Here is a 15,289-nt window from a genome sequence, read left to right on the forward strand (position 1 = left end):
GCACGGGTGACCCGCAATCGCCGCATCACTCCGGCGTGTGGTTGTATTTCCGCAGTGCGGGCGGTGGAGCGGCCAGGCGAGCCAGCTGCGGAGCGAGATCCTTTGGCGGGATCACGACCTCGACCAGCGCCGGCACATTGGTCAATGCCTTGATCTCGGTAAGAGCGGCGGCCAGCTGATCGGTGGTCTCGACCCGGAAGCCCTTCGCGCCATAAGCCTTGGCGAGCGCGAGATAGTCCCAGCGGGGCAGCACATCGAAGGCGGCGAATTCGCCCTGCGGGGTGAAGGCCTTGATGTCGACGAACGCCTGCTCGATCGCATAGCCCCGGTTGCTCATCACGAACACCACGGCGTTGACCCCGGCGCGCGCAAGGCTCGAGATCTCCTGGCAGATCATCATGAAGCCGCCATCGCCCGCGACCACCCAGGGCCGCTTGTCCGACCCGAGTGCGACCCCAAGCGCGCAGCCGGTTTCATGGCCGAGTGAGCCCCAGGCCGCCTGTGCGACGAAGCTGTCACGCGGCAGGCCGAACAGATTGCCGAACACGTAAAGCGATGTGCTCTCGCCGAGCACGAGCACGCTGGAATCGAGCAGGTGCTTGCGCTTCAGGAAGCTGGAGAGCTCGCGGTAGAAGACATTATAGGTAAGGTGCTTGCCCACCGTCGCCTCATCGGCATCGTCGGCGATATCGGGCACCTCGAAGCTGCGCGGGAAAGCCTCGTCTTCCTCGAACCGCGCGATCAGGCCTTTCAGGAAATCGGCCAGGGTCACTTGCGCGAAATAGTCGATGCCGACCCGCGCATCCTCGTCATTCACCGAGATCATATCGGCATAGCTGGAGGCCATGATGTCGAGATAATCGTCCGTAATGATCGCCCCGAGCGCGATCGGGCAATCGCAGGCGCCCATGATCATGCGGGTGAGCGCGGGAGAGGCCGGGCCGGCATAGGTGCCGATGAACTGGGGCTGCGCTTCGTCAAGCACCGTCTTGCCGAGGCTGGTCGTGGTGAAGGGCAATCCGCTGACATCCACCAGCTTCTGCGCGAGGTCCTGCAGGCCGTAACGCTGGATTTCGACCCCGAACCACAGCACCGGCTCCTGCGCGCTGAGGATGCTGCCCCAGGCAGCGGCGATCAGCTTGCCGAGCGACTTGGCATTGCTCGTCTGCGTGACCGGCGCGAGATGGCCTTTCGGTTTCGCGCAAGGCTGGGTCCAGACATTCTGCAGCACTTCGAGATAGATCGGACGGCGGAAGGTCAGCATCGCGGTGATCGCGCGATCGATCTGTTCGGGCGCGAAATCGGGATCCGTGATGATCTCCGACGCCACCGTCACATGGGCGAAGACCTTCTGGTTCACCTCGAGATCGCCGGTCGAATGGTGATACAGGATCTGCTCCTGCCGTTCGAGCAGCCGGTTGCTGCTCGACGGGCTCGCCGAGATGATCGCGACCGGCACCCGCTCCACCCAGGAGCCCGCAGCGCAGTTGAGCGCGCTGAACGTCCCGACGCCATATTGCACGCACGCTGCGCCAATGCCCTTGAACCGCGCATAGCCGTCCGCGGCATAGCCCGAGCCGAGCTCGTTGATATTGGGGACGCGGATGATCTCCGGCATCGTGTCGAGCGCTTCGAGGAAGGGCGAGGCATAATCCCCGGGAACCGCGAACATATGGGTGAGGCCCGCCTCGGCGAGCCGGGCGAGGATGTATTCGGCGACGTTCATTTCAGCCCTCCTCGACCGCGCACAGGCAATTGGGGGTGATCGACGCAAGCATCGTGCCGCAATTGAAGCAGGGGACGCAGCCTTCAAGGTCACCGCAGCCGACGCAGGGATCGCCTGGCGGGCAGGGGTTCGGCATCAGCGCATAGCTGGGATCGAGCCATTTGGGCGGCTTCATCGCGAAGAAATCCTGGAGCATCGATTCAGCGACATCGAGCGCGCCTTCGACCCAGCCCTGGCCGTAGGAATAGGCCTCCCCGACGATGTGGATATCGAGATCGGCGACTGGCTTTCGCATCTGGCACATGATCTTGTCGAGGCGGAAATTGGCCTTCCATTCATGCCAGCCGCCGCCATAGGGATCCTCGTTCCATGTATGGTAGACCGCCGCATAGGGATCGGGGATCTGTGGCAGGGCATGGACCTGCGCAACCTGGCGGTTGGCGACATCGACCATTTCCGCCGTGGCGCGAAAGCCGGTCTTGGGCGCGAGCGGAAGGGCCTCCGCAACGCCGCTTTCGAGGCAGGCGGGGCGATAGCCCAGATAGGGTTTGCCGCGTTCAAGGCCCTTCCAGAAAGGCACTGTGCCCATATCGTTGTAACTGGCCATCAGCAGCGAGTTGAGGAATGGCTGGCCGCTCTCCTGCTCGCCTTCGGTGCCGAAATAATAGACCTGGCGAACCGGCAGATCCGTGACCGAGCGGCCGGCGACGAGGCCCTGCGCACGCCACCACGGCGTTTCATAGGCGAGGAGGAGCTTGAACGCGCTCTGGATGAGGACCGAGGGGATGTTCTTCTTGAGCCAGGGATCATCGAAGAAGCTGCTCTTGATCAGCTCCAGGCTGCGGCGCGGCATGGCGAGGATCAGCTTCTTGCAGCGGACCTTGATCGGCTGCCGGTCTGCGACGTCACTGGTCTTCTTCTCTTCGTCGGTGAGCGTCTGGCGGAAGATCAACGTATAGGGCCAGTCGCCCGAGCCGATCAGGATTTCCTCAAGCCGGTGGTTCATGAAGACGCGCTTGCCCTTGGGCGTCTTGCCGGCAAAGTCGTCGTTGAACTCCTTCGCCAGCGTGATCGGCAGCTGGTCATAGCCGTCGGCGAGGGTCAGGAACTTGGTATCGTCGCTATATTCAGTGGCGGGGAGCTGAGTCACCGCACAGGCATTGGCGACATTGGCCTCATAGCCGCCGGCGTCGCGCATGAACTGATAGCCCTCGTTCGAGAGGACGCGGAACATCAGGTCCCAGAAGCCGTATTTCCACATCGGCTTGCCGAACACATTGACCTGCATCTGCTGGCACAGGCTGAGATTGGCGAAGCCGGGATAGAGGTTGTTCATCACCTGCACCTGCAGGTTGGTCGGCCCGAGCCCGCGTTCCGACCAGGCGAGATTGTAAGGCACCTTCTCCGGGTCAGCGAGCTCGTGGAGGCGCAGATGCTTGCCGCGCAGATAGAAGAGATTGCAGTTCGAGCCGACCGGGGCGGGCGCGCCCATCGGGAAATCTTTGGTCTCGAGCTTCAGATGCTTGATCAGGTCAGCGACCAGGATGTGCTGCGTCGGGATATAGCGCATCCCGCCAAGCTCGGCCTTGACGTTGGGCAGCCCCGGCATGGTGACGGAGTAGAGCCGCCCGCCGATGCGATCCGAATATTCGAACAGGCCGATCGACTGGTCAGCGCCGCGATCCTGCTGGAGGCGCCAGGCACTGTACGCGCCGGAGCAACCACCGCCCACTATCGCTACATCGAGATCCATATCGCTCTCCCCCATATCGGTCTGGCCTGGTCACAGCACGGCAAACGCCATCGACAGGAGTCGACCCGTTGGTTTCAAGCAGAGGCGAATGTACCGAGCGCGAAAGAGCTAGCATTCGGACAAAGGGGTGTAAATCTGCGCGCCGGCAGCATTAAAAACCAATATGACGATACTTTGGAACTGTGCCGGGCGGACTGCCTATACAAGGCTGTGGGGCCTTGCTGACGCCGATGAAGGGAGATCGATCGGACATCAGTTTTATTTTTTGGCGGGCTTCATTTTTGAACGCGGGCGCCGTCGGTGAGGATTGAGCGCAGCAACCCCTTCGCCACCCTCGAAAAAACCGCTCCACCGCACCCGCTATCCACATCTTCGATTAACCGTTTCGCGCTAGATTAGCCGAGCGATCGCGGCGTGAGCCCGGGGGGAGGAGCATCGCAATGAATGCCTATTCGCGCAGTAACGCGCCAGATCCGCAAGTTGCGTTCATACCGGATTCGAGCACCAAGGGCGTGCGCTTCTATCGCGAGCCGGCCGAACCGCACCCACTGCAAATGACGTTTCTCGAAGCGGATGGCGAGCGCGCCTGGGCGGCGAACATGCGCAGCCTGCTCACCGCTGGACGCGTTGCCGAAGCCGACGCTTTGCTCGCTGCCGAGCTTGCCGGCTTTAACGGTTCGCTGGCCCAATTGTGCAAGGCGACGCCCGCCGCCGATGTGGTCCTTACGGGCTGGGAAGACCTCCTCCCCATCCTCGCCGAATGGGAAGGTCCGCCGATCACTGCGATCACGCTCGGCCTCACCAATCCGCCTGATCTGGTTTTCGAAGGCAACGAAGATTATGAGCCCGATCTGCTCCTTGGCCTGTATTCGGACGAAGCATTCTCCTTCAGCGAGGCGAGCAAGGCCGATATCCTCGCCGAGTGCGACAGCGACCTGCCGGCTTGGGTCGACGCGGAAGAGGATGTCGAATTCCATCTGACCTTCTCAGGTCTTGCCCGGCTCAATACCGCGCTCATCACCTGCAAGCATCGCTATTTCCTCCGCGACGGCCGCGACGAGGTCCAGGGTCGCGCACCCGGCGGCTATGTCGAATTCATCCTCGGCAGCTGGCTATTGGCCGTCCGCTTCATGCAGGCGGCCGAACGGGCGGTATCCGAAGACTGTCTTCCCGCCGGCTGCCGGCTCATCGCCGGCACGATCGGGATGAGCAATGATTTCGTCTCAGTCCTCGGACCGGAGCGGATCTCCACTCTCGCGTCCAAGCGCGCTGCGCCGGCCCAGCCGGGTTTCGCCACCTTGAGCATGAAGCCCTGGGTTCCCCGCGACGATCCGACCGTCGAGGCGCCGCCCAGCGCCCAGACGCTCCGTCAGCGCATTCGTGAGCCAGTGGCGCCCGTGGAGTCGGTGGAGCCCGAGGTTATGGCTGAGCCGCGCCCCGGCTTGCTGGCACGCCTGTTCGGCAAGCTGCGTCGCCGCTGAGTTTTGCAGCCGAAGTCAGGGAGATCGCAGACATTCGAAGCGGGCGCTCGTCGCTGGCCAACTGATTCAACCGGACCATGCCAGCGCAACCGTCACTGCCGGCACCAAAAGGAAAGTACCGATCAGGGCAATCAACGTCGCCTTTGGCGTCTTCAACCTCGCTTTGTGAGCTTGATGGAACTCCGCCACCTTTGCCGAAATCCGATCGTCCCCCGTCATCATGGCAAGATCGAGGATAGGCAAGCGAGGGAAAATCTCGATGAGGTCTTCCAGTTCGCGCTCGCTGATTGAAGGATAGCGTCCCAGAAGGAGTTCCGCCTTCAGCCCGATGTCCGACAATGGTCGACTATGAGAAGAATAATGGGTGTTCACTTCATATCTCCGGTGCCGGGCGCGCGCGATCTGAGGCGCTGCGCCCGCGTTGCGTTTTGATTCGTCCGCGTGAGCGGCCGGTCGAGGCCGTTAGCTGACCTGGAGAATCTCGAGAGTGCGCTGGCGACCGTTTGGACCGGGCCAGCTGATCTGCTGGCCCACGCTCATACCCATCAGCGCAGTCCCGACAGGTGTCATGACCGACAGGCACGCTGCCGCAGTGTCGGCCTGCCAGGGCAGGACCAATCGTACGCGCCTGCTTGTACCGGTCAGATCGTCGAAGAACTCGACGTCGGAGCCGAGCCTCACGACATTGCTGGGGAGCTCTCCAGTTGGATGGAGCCGAGCTCGATCGAGCTCGTCCAGGATCAATCTGGATGTGCCGGGCTCGCGGTCCGCCATTTGCAATGCCAGTTCCGCGATCGCGTCATAATCTTCGTTGGCAATATGTATTAGAGGCATTTTGCCCCTCGTCTCAATCATATGCATGATGCTCACCAAATCGGGAGGGCCGGTTGAGGCCGAAAGGCACCTGAGACGGTGCGCGTTTTCAGTCCTCGCTCCAATTTCCCCAGACCCGCTGCCGATAGCGCGCGGCCCTGGGGCTAGAGGCCTGCGACCAGTTGTCCCGAATGGCTCCAATAGCGCCGAAAGATTTGCGGATGATGCATAATTATAAGGTGGGGACGCATCTCAATGCAGTCAAGCCCATCCACTCCACGTAAATAAGTATCATTAAGGCGCCCGTCATAAGGATAATAAAGCCACGAATATTACGTGATATTTTGGAGGCACAACACAGCCGCTCTCTTTCAATATCACGCTTCGAATTAGCCGCGCTACGGTTACTCAATACTTAGAGCGAGATTTCTATCGGACGCAGTCGACGACCGTTATGTCGATATCGGCCGGCACACCCCCTGGCAATTCGGAATTGGTGGGTCGCGGATATTGCTGTTCATTACTGCACGCTTAGCAAGCTGCTCTGCGGCACGCCCGTCGCGCCCGCGCGAACTCGGCTACCCGGCTGACCAGCCCCTTTGCGCGCCGAAAGATTTTCCGGTCCAGGGAACGAAAATCGGGGTCCGAACAGAAGAAGCGGAACCCACCGGGCACCCGCATTGCGATTCCGACCACTTTCTTCTCTGCTTCAACGACGAAACGATCCATTTTAGCCTCCTCGACGACGGTTCGGCCGCGCGCCGGCAGAGCCGCGCGCGCGGAAACCGCGCGTTTTTCTAAAGGTCCAACCCTCGGTTGGATGACGGGAGGTGGGCCCTGGTCAGGCGCCTGCAGACAGACGCTAGCCCAGGGCCGGGAGGCGCTCGGTACTGCTACCCGGATGTACTTCCGAATGCCGGATGGAGATCGTCGCGGACATGCTTCCAACATGGGCCGTCGCGGGGGAAAGTCAAATTCTGTGCGAGCTATGCGCCCACGTCCCCGCGAGTTGCTATCGATGGAAGGAGGAAGACTAATCCCTCACGTCACGCAATCGCAGCGTCCGCGTAGCTCTCGGAGACATACTCCTGACAATCAGGAGAAAATGGTGCTGCCGGTGAGGATTGAACTCACGACCTCAGCCTTACCAAGGATGCGCTCTACCACTGAGCTACGGCAGCAATTCCCGCCAGGCCTGTGAAGCCGCCGCGGGAGCGCGCCTAAGAGACGAGGGCGGCGGGATTGTCAAGGCGAAGCCGGCACAGGATAAGCACGCATGGCCGAGAAGGACGAAAAGGCGGCGCGTCTCGCGGCCGCATTGCGCGAGAATCTGCGCAAGCGGAAAGCGCAGGCGCGGGCAAATGAAGCCCCGCCCACGCCGCGCGAGGAGGACCCTAGCCGATAGGCGCGCATTTCGCCTGGAGCCATGCGAGCTCGGCACCTTCCATCTGCGGCCCGAGAATCTCCAACACCCCCGCATGGTACGTGTCGAGCCAGTCACGCTCTGCGACAGTCAGCAGATCGGCAATAATCAGCGAGCGCTCGATCGGGCAGAAGGTCAGCGTTTCGAAACCGAGCATCGGCTCGTCGCCGCCCAAAATGATTCGCTCTTCGACCAGGATCAGATTCTCGATCCGGATGCCGTATTCGCCCGCCTTGTAATAGCCGGGCTCGTTCGAGATGATCATGCCCGGCCGAAGCGGCTCCGACGGGCCGCCACCGGGATAGCTCGGCTTGGCGATTCGCTGCGGGCCTTCATGCACCGCAAGATAGGCGCCGACGCCGTGGCCGGTGCCGTGGGCGAAATCGAGACCCGCTTCCCACAAGGGCCGGCGCGCGAACGAATCGAGCTGGCCCCCGTTGGTGCCGGGCGGGAAGATCGCGGTGGCAAGACCGATATGGCCTTTGAGCACTCGGGTGAAGCGATCACGCATCTCTTCACTAGGGGTGCCGATCGGCAGGACGCGCGTCACATCAGTCGTGCCGTCCGCATATTGACCGCCCGAATCGACCAGATAGAGCTGACCCGGCTCGAGCGGCACGTTCGATTCGGGCGTCGAATGATAATGCGGGCTCGCACCGTGTGCGCCCGTCGCCGAGATGGTGTCGAACGAGGTGTCCTTGAGCACGCCCGTCGCCTCGCGGAATTCCTGCAGCTTCGCCACGCAGGAAAGCTCGGTCAGGCCGCCCTTAGGCGCCTCTTCCTCGACCCATTTCAGGAACCGCGCGAGCGCGGCGCCGTCGCGAACCGACGCGGCACGGTGGCCCGCGATCTCGGTCGGGTTCTTCATCGCCTTGGCGAGGATCACCGGGTCGCGCAGCGGCAGCACCGTCGCCCCGCCTGCCTCCAGCCGCCCAAAGATCGCCGCGACCGCCCGCTCGGGATCAGCTGCGACGCGTTTGCCGGCATATTTGCCGAGTGCCGCCGGAAAGGCAGCTCGATCGCGCACCCTTATGGCGTTGCCGAGATGCTGGAGGACATCATCGCCGATCTTCTCTGGCGCCACGAACAGATCGGCGGTGCCATCCGCATCGACGATCGTATAAGCCAGCGCGACCGGCGTATGCGCCACGTCCTGCCCGCGCACATTGAGCGTCCAGGCAATCGAATCGAGCGCCGACAAGATGACTGCATCCGCCCTGCGCTCGGCAAGCCAGTCGGCAATCGCGGCGCGCTTCTCGGCCGAGGATTGCCCGGCGCGGGCATCGTCCTGCACCGCCAGCTTCGCATCGGAAGGCTGCGGCCGATCGGGCCAGACCGCATCGACCGGGTTGGTGTCGACCGCCACCAGCTCTGCGCCGCGCTCGGCCAGGGCCTTGCGCGCCTCCTCGACCCAGGCGCGGGTGTGCAGCCAGGGATCGTAGCCGACGCGGGCGCCAGCGGCCGCGTGCGTGCCTAGCCAGGAGGACATGCTGGTCCCCGGCACCGAGACGAACTCCCAGTCGCGGCCATCGACCTGTTCGCGCACCTGCAGCGTATAGCGCCCGTCCGTGAAGATCGCGGCTTCCTCGGGCAGCACTACCGCGCTGCCCGCCGAGCCCTGGAAACCGGTGAGCCAGGCGAGGCGCTGCGCATAGGCGCCGACATATTCGCTCATATGCTCGTCAGTGAGCGGCACGACAAAGCCGTCGAGCCGGTCTCGCTTCAGCTGCTCGCGCAGCGCCCTGAGGCGGTCTTGATAGGTGGACATGGGGAGAACTCCTCTTGGCTGCGAGGATTAGAAGAAAGAACGGGGCTTCGACAAGCTCGGCCCGGACGGTATGGGGAGACATGACCGCATCCAAGCCCCCCATCGCCGAGCAGCGCCCACACAGCTTCACCATTCACGGCGTCACCATTGAAGACCCCTATGCCTGGATCAAGGATCCCGGCTATCCCGATGTTACCGACAAGGACGTGCTCGCTTATCTCGAGGCGGAGAACGGCTATTTCGAAAAGGTCATGGCACCCCACAAGCCGCTGATCGACAAGCTCTATGAAGAGATGAAGGGCCGCATCAAGGAAGACGACAGCTCGGTTCCGCAAAAGGACGGCAACTGGCTCTACTGGACTGCGTTCGAGACCGGCGGCCAATATCGCAAATGGTGGCGCAAACCCGTGGCGGGCGGGCCGGACGAACTGATCCTCGACGAACCGGCGCTCGCTGAGGGCAAGGAATATTTCCGGCTCGGCGCCTTCTCGGTCAGCAATAACGCGAAGCTGCTCGCCTATGCGATCGACGACAATGGGTCTGAGCGGTTCGAGGTGCGGGTCAAGGACCTCACCACCGGCGAGCATCTACCCGATGTGATCCCGGGCATGCTCTCCGAGATCGTCTGGGCCGCCGATGACAGCGGCTTTCTCTACGGCCTCGCCAATGAGCAATGGCGCACCGACAATGCCCGTTTCCATCGGCTGGGCACACCGATCGATCAGGACATAGAGCTGTTCAAGGAAGCCGATGAAGGCTTCCGCGTCGGCGTCAGCGAGACGAGCTCGCGCAAGTGGATCGTGATCGCATCCGGCGATCATGTGACGAGCGAGATCTATCTGCTCCCCGCCAATGACGTCCTGGCTACGCCGATCTGCGTTTCGCCGCGCAAAGTCGGCCGCGAATATGATGTCGATGAGCATGACGGCACGCTGTTCATCCACACCAATGACGTGGATCCGAACTTCCGCCTCTGCACCGCCCCGATCGAAGCGCCTGGCGAATGGACTGAGCTGATCGGCCCATCGAAGCATTTCTACATGACGGGGATCGACTGTTTCCGCGACTTCTTCATCGTCGACGGGCGCGAGGACGGGCTCGATCAGATCGAGATCCACCGCTACGATTCCGCCATACCACCGCAGCGGATCGTCTTCCCCGAAGCGAGCTATGACGCCGGCCTCGGCAACAATCCCGAATATGCGATGGACGTGCTGCGCGTCGGCTATGAGTCGATGGTCACGCCGGGCACTGAATATGATTACGACGTCTCCACCGGCGAGCTCACCGTGCTCAAGGTGCAGGAAATCCCCTCGGGCTATGATGCGGAGAAATACCGCACAGAGCGGCTGAAGATCACCGCTCGCGACGGCACTGAGGTGCCGGTGTCGATCGTCTATCCGAAGGATTTCCCGAAGGACGGCTCAGCACCGCTCTTCCTCTACGCGTACGGCGCCTATGGCTATGCGATACCGCCCGGCTTCTCGACGGGGCGGCTGTCGCTGCTCGACCGCGGCTTCGCTTATGCCATCGCGCATATCCGCGGCGGCGACGATCTCGGCCAGCAATGGTATCTCGATGGCAAGCTGGAGAAGCGCACCAACACTTTCAACGATTTCGTCGACGTGGCGAAAGGCCTGATCGTTGACGGCTGGACCAGCGCCGGCAAGATCGCCATCGCCGGCCGTTCGGCAGGCGGCGAGCTGATGGGTGCGGTGGTCAACAGCGATCCCCAACTCTGGGGCGCGGTGATTGCCGATGTCCCGTTCGTCGATGTGCTCAACACCATGCTCGACGAATCCCTCCCGCTGACACCGGGCGAATGGCCCGAATGGGGCAATCCGATCGAGGACAAGGCTGCCTTCGAGCTGATCCGCTCCTATTCGCCCTATGATCAGGTGGCGGCGCACGCCTATCCGCCGATGTTCATTTCGGGCGGGCTCAATGATCCGCGCGTGACCTATTGGGAGCCGGCCAAATGGGCGGCCAAGCTGCGCGCAACCAAGACCGACGACAATGTGCTGCTGCTCAAGACCAATATGGGCGCCGGCCATGGCGGCAAATCGGGGCGGTTCGAAAGCCTGCGCGAGGCGGCTGAGGAGCATGCATTCGTGCTGTGGCAGCTGGGCATCGAGGCCTGATGGCGTTCACGCTCACCAAGACCGCCGCGGATGCCGACATCGATGAGCTCGGACACGTCAACAATGCGGTGTGGGTGAAATGGATTCAGGACATCGCGGTCGCGCATTGGGCAGCGGTCGCGACGCCGGACCAACAGGATACCTATATCTGGGTCGTGACCCGGCATGAGATCGACTACCGCGGCAATGTCGGCCCGGGCGAGACGGTGACGGGCGAAACCTGGGTGCCGGAACCCCCGCGAGGGGCACGGTTCGATCGGCACGTTCGCTTCACCGGCGCCGACGGCAAGGTGAAGGTGGAAGCGGTGTCGACCTGGGCGTTGCTCGACCGGGCGACGGGGCGGCTGTTGCGAGTGAGACCGGAACTGGCGGCACCGTTTCTTTCTTAGTTCCCCCGAGCAAGCTCGGGGAGGAACAAGTCAGCCCGAATTCCGCAGCGCAGTTGCGATCGCGTTGATTGACAGCAGAATGCCCTCGCCGATCCGCTCGTCCGTCTCGCCGGCGCGGTGGCGCTTCATCAGTTCGATCTGGAGCATGTTCAGCGGCTCGATATAGGGCAGGCGCAGCCGGATCGAGGCATCGAGCGCCGGGTGCTTCTCCAGCAGCCGCGACTGGCCGGTGATTTCGAGCAGCCCGTCATGCGTCTGTTGCCAGCCGTCGCGAATCCGGTTGAAGACGCTGTCCGCAAGCGCGCGATCCTCGACCAGAGCCGCGTAGCGCTCGGCAATCCCCATGTCGGATTTGGCGATCACCTGCTCCATATTGTCGAGCATCGCGCCGAAGAAGGGCCAGCCATCGGCCATCTCGGCCAGCAGCCCCTTGTCCTCGAACCCGGCGATGGCCGCGCCGACCCCATACCAGCCGGGCAGCATCACCCGAGCCTGCGCCCAGCTGAACACCCAGGGAATCGCGCGCAGATCCTCGATGCGATCGGATTTTGTCCGGCTCGCCGGACGCGAGCCGATCTTGAGGCCTGAAATCTCCGCGAGCGGCGTCATCTGGCGGAAGAATGTGCGAAAGCCCTCGGTGCCATAGACAAGCGCGCGATACGCCTTGAAAGCGCTATCCGAGAGCTGGTCCATCGCCGCCCCGAACCGCGCCTGCTCGGCAGGCGAGAATACATCCGGCTCGAGGCTCGCCAGCAACGTCGCGGAGGCCATTGCCTCGAGATTGGTCATCGCGCTTTCGCGGGTACCATATTTGCCCGCGATCACCTCGCCCTGTTCAGTGATGCGGATTCGGCCCTGCACGGTGCCGGTCGGCTGCGCGCGGATCGCCGCGAAGGCCGAGCCGCCACCGCGCCCGACCGCCCCGCCACGGCCATGGAACAGCTGCATGCCGACGCCAGCCTTTTCGAACACCGGCTTCAGCGCGGTCGACGCCTTGGACAGCGACCAGGTCGAGGTGAGATATCCCCCATCCTTGTTCGAATCCGAATAGCCGATCATCACTTCCTGATAGCCGCGCGACCGGGTGATCTCGCCGGCTTCGGGCAGCGCAAACCACTCCGTCATGATGCCGGGCGCCGCTTCCAGATCGCCGATCGTCTCGAACAGGGGCACGGCCATGATCGCCGCCGTCGCCGGATTGCCGGGCCGATAGAGACCAACCTCCTTCAGCATCACATTGACCTCGAGCAGATCGGAGACCGATTGCGCCATCGAGACGATGTGCTGGGTGATGCAGGCCGGGCCATATTTCGCATGCGCCTCAGCGGCGGCACGGACAATGGCGAGCTCCGAACTGGTCTCGTCTGAATAGGTCGCAAAAGGGCTGGAGAGCGGGCGGGCATTCGACAGCTCATGACGGAGCAGCGAGACCCGCTCGGATTCGTTCAGTGACAGATAGTCAGCCTCGACGCCCGAAACCTTAAGCAACTCGGCGACCACGCGCTCATGCACCGCGCTGTTCTGCCGCAAATCCAGCGTGGCGAGGTGGAAACCGAAGGTCTCGACCGCGCGGATCAGCCGGCCAAGCGCGCCGCCCGAGGCCAGCGCACCGCCGCCGCCGGCGCGAAGCGCACGCGCGATCACGACAAGGTCGGCTCGGAAGCTTTGCGGATCCGGATAGAGCTCGCCGTGGAGAAGGCCGGGGCGGGGCGCCGGCTTGCCGGTCAGCGCCTGATGGGTCGCGGCAAGCCGGGCGTAGATGCCCGAAAGCGCGCGCCGATAGGGCTCGTCGGCGCGGCTCGGCGCGGTGTCCCCGCTCGCCTCCGCCAGCTGCTGGACCGCCGCATCGGGCTCGGCGATTCCGCTCGAGATCGAAAGCTCGGCGCCGAGCGCATTCACTGCCTCGAGATAATGGCCGAGCACTGCCTCGCACGCCTTGGACAAGGCGATGCGCAAAGACTCAGCGGTAACGAACGGATTGCCGTCACGATCGCCGCCGATCCAGCTGCCCGGGCGCAGAAAACTCGGGCTGCGCTCGCCGAGCGCCCGATCCCAACGCTGATACAGCGCGGGCAATGCCGGCAGGAACACGTCGCGCAGATAGCTGAGCGCGGTCTCGACCTCGTCGGCAACGAACAGCCGCTCGCGCCGCAGCACCCGTGTCTGCCACAGCAAGGCAATCTGGCGCAGGATCGCCTCATCGACTGAATCGCCGTCAGGCGTCTCGGCCAGCCCGGCATCCTTGAGCGTCATCAGCTCCGAAATGCGGTTGCGATGATCGATCATGCTCTTGCGGCGCACCTCGGTCGGATGCGCGGTCAACACTGGAGCAATCAGCGCATGATCGAGCAGCGCCATCACCGCCTTGTGATCGATCCCCTCATCGGCAAGCCGCTTCAGCGCGGATTCCATATCGGCGCCCTTCTCGGCGGCGACGCCCTGGCGATCCTCGGCAAGGTTCGCGAGCATCGAGAACAGCATGAAACCGCGCACGAAATCGAGGGTCTCGTCGAGGCTCAGCCGGTCGAGCCCGAGATCGGTCGCTTCCTTCCCCGCTACGCCGCGGTGGCGGTCGACCGAGGCGGCGCGGATATATTCAGTGCGCTTGAACAGCGTCTCCCCGCCATAAGCGCGGATGACATCGCCGAGCAGCTTGCCCAGGAAACGGACGTCGGGATTATTAGCAATTGAAGGGAGATCAGCCATGTCAGGATGCTGCATTGCAGTATCGTCCAGGTCAACCTTCGATGAACAACGTTGTCATTTGGACGGCATATCGGTGATGTCGCTGCCGTTGGCGTCATCTTCGCGGCGGCCCGCGCGACGCTCGCCATTGGTCAGCACGCCGTCATGATTGGTGTCGATCCTGTCAAAGCGCGCCAGGCCGCCCTTCACGAACTCCTCGCGCCAGACCTCCCGGTCGCCATCCGTGTCGAGTGCTCGGATGCGATCGGCACGGACTCCGGTAATTTCGTCTGGCTGAAGCGCCTCGTCGCCGTTCACATCCATCCGGGTGAAATTTCGATTGAGTATGTCGAGATAGTCTGCGCGGGTCTGGTTGGTCGGCGGCCGGAAATTCTCCGCGCCCGTGCCGTCAGGCACTTTCTTCGAGCACCCGCCAACACAGGCTGCAAGCGTCGCAACGAGCAGGAGAGCTGGACCGATCCGCATCGTGACATCTTTCTTCGTGCCGCGCCGGCGCGAAGATGCCGCCGCTCAGGCTTCCAGCTCAACGTCCCAATAGAGCCAGTCGTGCCACGTATCGTGCAGATAATTGGGCGGAAAACGGCGCCCATGTTCCTGCATCTGCCAACTCGTCGGGCGGATGGCGCCGATATGGAGGGGCATGCCGGCCTGCTTGGGCGTGCGCCCGCCTTTTTTCAGATTGCAGGGCGCACAGGCGGTGACGACATTCTCCCAGGTCGTCCGCCCGCCCTGGGCGCGCGGCACGACATGGTCGAAGGTCAGATCATTGCCCGAACCGCAATATTGGCACGCGAATTTGTCGCGCAGGAACAGGTTGAACCGTGTGAAGGCCGGAAAAGCCGAAGGCCGGACATAGGATTTCAGCGCGATCACCGAGGGCAGCTTGAGCCGCGCCGAGGGGCTGCGCACCTCGCGCTCATATTGCGCGACGATATCGACCCGGTCGAGGAACACCGCCTTGATCGCGGTTTGCCACGGCCAGATGCTCAGGGGATAATAGCTCAGCGGCGTATAATCGGCATTGAGCACGAGCGCCGGGCAGCTATCGGGGTGCCGGATCAGATCGGGATGATACACGTGACTACCCCT

General features: G+C 63.0%; 13 protein-coding genes and 1 tRNA gene. 4 read left to right on the forward strand and 10 right to left on the reverse strand.

Annotation, left to right across the window (positions count from 1 at the left end; genetic code table 11):
* Positions 1-25: 25 nt before the first annotated feature.
* Positions 26-1,726 (reverse strand): alpha-keto acid decarboxylase family protein, encoded by a 1,701-nt coding sequence (locus AC1DVS_RS01190; RefSeq protein WP_478019517.1) that lies wholly within the window; start codon positions 1,724-1,726, stop codon positions 26-28.
* Position 1,727: 1 nt separating this feature from the next.
* Positions 1,728-3,479: a flavin monoamine oxidase family protein gene (locus AC1DVS_RS01195; protein ID WP_478019519.1), complete on the reverse strand. Its 1,752-nt coding sequence runs from the start codon at positions 3,477-3,479 to the stop codon at positions 1,728-1,730.
* A gap of 440 nt (positions 3,480-3,919) precedes the next feature.
* On the opposite strand from AC1DVS_RS01195, the gene AC1DVS_RS01200 reads away from it, so the two are divergent.
* Positions 3,920-4,960, forward strand: coding sequence for a hypothetical protein (locus AC1DVS_RS01200; RefSeq protein ID WP_478019521.1), 1,041 nt, complete (start codon positions 3,920-3,922; stop codon positions 4,958-4,960).
* A gap of 66 nt (positions 4,961-5,026) precedes the next feature.
* Here AC1DVS_RS01200 and AC1DVS_RS01205 read toward each other — a convergent pair whose 3' ends face one another.
* The 4 genes from AC1DVS_RS01205 to AC1DVS_RS01220 form a co-directional block, all read right to left on the reverse strand.
* Entirely contained in the window at positions 5,027-5,332 is a 306-nt protein-coding gene (locus AC1DVS_RS01205) for a hypothetical protein (RefSeq protein WP_478019523.1), read from the reverse strand.
* Between the two features lie 90 nt (positions 5,333-5,422).
* Complete coding sequence (rnk, locus tag AC1DVS_RS01210) at positions 5,423-5,794, reverse strand: nucleoside diphosphate kinase regulator (RefSeq protein WP_478019525.1); 372 nt, start codon at positions 5,792-5,794, stop codon at positions 5,423-5,425.
* A 510-nt stretch (positions 5,795-6,304) separates the two neighbouring features.
* Positions 6,305-6,502: a hypothetical protein gene (locus tag AC1DVS_RS01215; protein ID WP_478019527.1), complete on the reverse strand. Its 198-nt coding sequence runs from the start codon at positions 6,500-6,502 to the stop codon at positions 6,305-6,307.
* Positions 6,503-6,879: 377 nt separating this feature from the next.
* A tRNA-Thr gene (locus AC1DVS_RS01220) sits at positions 6,880-6,954 on the reverse strand.
* A 95-nt stretch (positions 6,955-7,049) separates the two neighbouring features.
* On the opposite strand from AC1DVS_RS01220, the gene AC1DVS_RS01225 reads away from it, so the two are divergent.
* Positions 7,050-7,178: a hypothetical protein gene (locus AC1DVS_RS01225; protein WP_478019528.1), complete on the forward strand. Its 129-nt coding sequence runs from the start codon at positions 7,050-7,052 to the stop codon at positions 7,176-7,178.
* On the opposite strand, the gene AC1DVS_RS01230 is transcribed toward AC1DVS_RS01225, so the two are convergent.
* The gene (locus tag AC1DVS_RS01230) at positions 7,168-8,964 is read right to left on the reverse strand and encodes an aminopeptidase P family protein (protein ID WP_478019530.1); all 1,797 of its coding nucleotides are present in this window, start codon (positions 8,962-8,964) and stop codon (positions 7,168-7,170) included. The two genes, AC1DVS_RS01225 and AC1DVS_RS01230, sit on opposite strands and share 11 nt — an antisense overlap.
* Positions 8,965-9,044: 80 nt before the next feature.
* On the opposite strand from AC1DVS_RS01230, the gene AC1DVS_RS01235 reads away from it, so the two are divergent.
* Together AC1DVS_RS01235 and AC1DVS_RS01240 are read left to right on the forward strand one after the other, a co-directional pair.
* Positions 9,045-11,105: a S9 family peptidase gene (locus AC1DVS_RS01235; RefSeq protein ID WP_478019532.1), complete on the forward strand. Its 2,061-nt coding sequence runs from the start codon at positions 9,045-9,047 to the stop codon at positions 11,103-11,105.
* Positions 11,105-11,494 carry an acyl-CoA thioesterase gene (locus AC1DVS_RS01240; protein ID WP_478019534.1) on the forward strand — a complete coding sequence of 130 codons (390 nt, stop codon included), beginning with the start codon at positions 11,105-11,107 and terminating at the stop codon, positions 11,492-11,494. The genes AC1DVS_RS01235 and AC1DVS_RS01240 overlap by 1 nt, the downstream gene beginning before the upstream one ends.
* A 30-nt stretch (positions 11,495-11,524) precedes the next feature.
* Here AC1DVS_RS01240 and ppc read toward each other — a convergent pair whose 3' ends face one another.
* From ppc to AC1DVS_RS01255, 3 genes are read right to left on the reverse strand one after another with little or no spacing between them, the layout of a single operon-like run.
* Positions 11,525-14,200 (reverse strand): phosphoenolpyruvate carboxylase, encoded by a 2,676-nt coding sequence (gene ppc / locus AC1DVS_RS01245; protein ID WP_478019535.1) that lies wholly within the window; start codon positions 14,198-14,200, stop codon positions 11,525-11,527.
* Positions 14,201-14,254: 54 nt separating this feature from the next.
* Positions 14,255-14,665 (reverse strand): EF-hand domain-containing protein, encoded by a 411-nt coding sequence (locus tag AC1DVS_RS01250; protein WP_478019537.1) that lies wholly within the window; start codon positions 14,663-14,665, stop codon positions 14,255-14,257.
* A 45-nt stretch (positions 14,666-14,710) separates the two neighbouring features.
* Positions 14,711-15,277, reverse strand: a complete 567-nt coding sequence (locus tag AC1DVS_RS01255; RefSeq protein WP_478019539.1) for an HNH endonuclease — start codon at positions 15,275-15,277, stop codon at positions 14,711-14,713.
* Positions 15,278-15,289: the final 12 nt, after the last annotated feature.

The organism is Sphingomonas sp. P3_C5 (genome assembly GCF_056402635.1).

What these genes read in the sequence shown, in the direction of transcription:
- AC1DVS_RS01190 (WP_478019517.1), bottom strand. Translation starts at nt 1,726, where the DNA reads ATGAACGTCGCCGAATACATCCTCGCCCGGCTCGCCGAGGCGGGCCTC.
- AC1DVS_RS01195 (WP_478019519.1), bottom strand. Translation starts at nt 3,479, where the DNA reads ATGGATCTCGATGTAGCGATAGTGGGCGGTGGTTGCTCCGGCGCGTAC.
- AC1DVS_RS01200 (WP_478019521.1), top strand. Translation starts at nt 3,920, where the DNA reads ATGAATGCCTATTCGCGCAGTAACGCGCCAGATCCGCAAGTTGCGTTC.
- rnk (WP_478019525.1), bottom strand. Translation starts at nt 5,794, where the DNA reads ATGCCTCTAATACATATTGCCAACGAAGATTATGACGCGATCGCGGAA.
- AC1DVS_RS01215 (WP_478019527.1), bottom strand. Translation starts at nt 6,502, where the DNA reads ATGGATCGTTTCGTCGTTGAAGCAGAGAAGAAAGTGGTCGGAATCGCA.
- AC1DVS_RS01225 (WP_478019528.1), top strand. Translation starts at nt 7,050, where the DNA reads ATGGCCGAGAAGGACGAAAAGGCGGCGCGTCTCGCGGCCGCATTGCGC.
- AC1DVS_RS01230 (WP_478019530.1), bottom strand. Translation starts at nt 8,964, where the DNA reads ATGTCCACCTATCAAGACCGCCTCAGGGCGCTGCGCGAGCAGCTGAAG.
- AC1DVS_RS01235 (WP_478019532.1), top strand. Translation starts at nt 9,045, where the DNA reads ATGACCGCATCCAAGCCCCCCATCGCCGAGCAGCGCCCACACAGCTTC.
- AC1DVS_RS01240 (WP_478019534.1), top strand. Translation starts at nt 11,105, where the DNA reads ATGGCGTTCACGCTCACCAAGACCGCCGCGGATGCCGACATCGATGAG.
- ppc (WP_478019535.1), bottom strand. Translation starts at nt 14,200, where the DNA reads ATGGCTGATCTCCCTTCAATTGCTAATAATCCCGACGTCCGTTTCCTG.
- AC1DVS_RS01250 (WP_478019537.1), bottom strand. Translation starts at nt 14,665, where the DNA reads ATGCGGATCGGTCCAGCTCTCCTGCTCGTTGCGACGCTTGCAGCCTGT.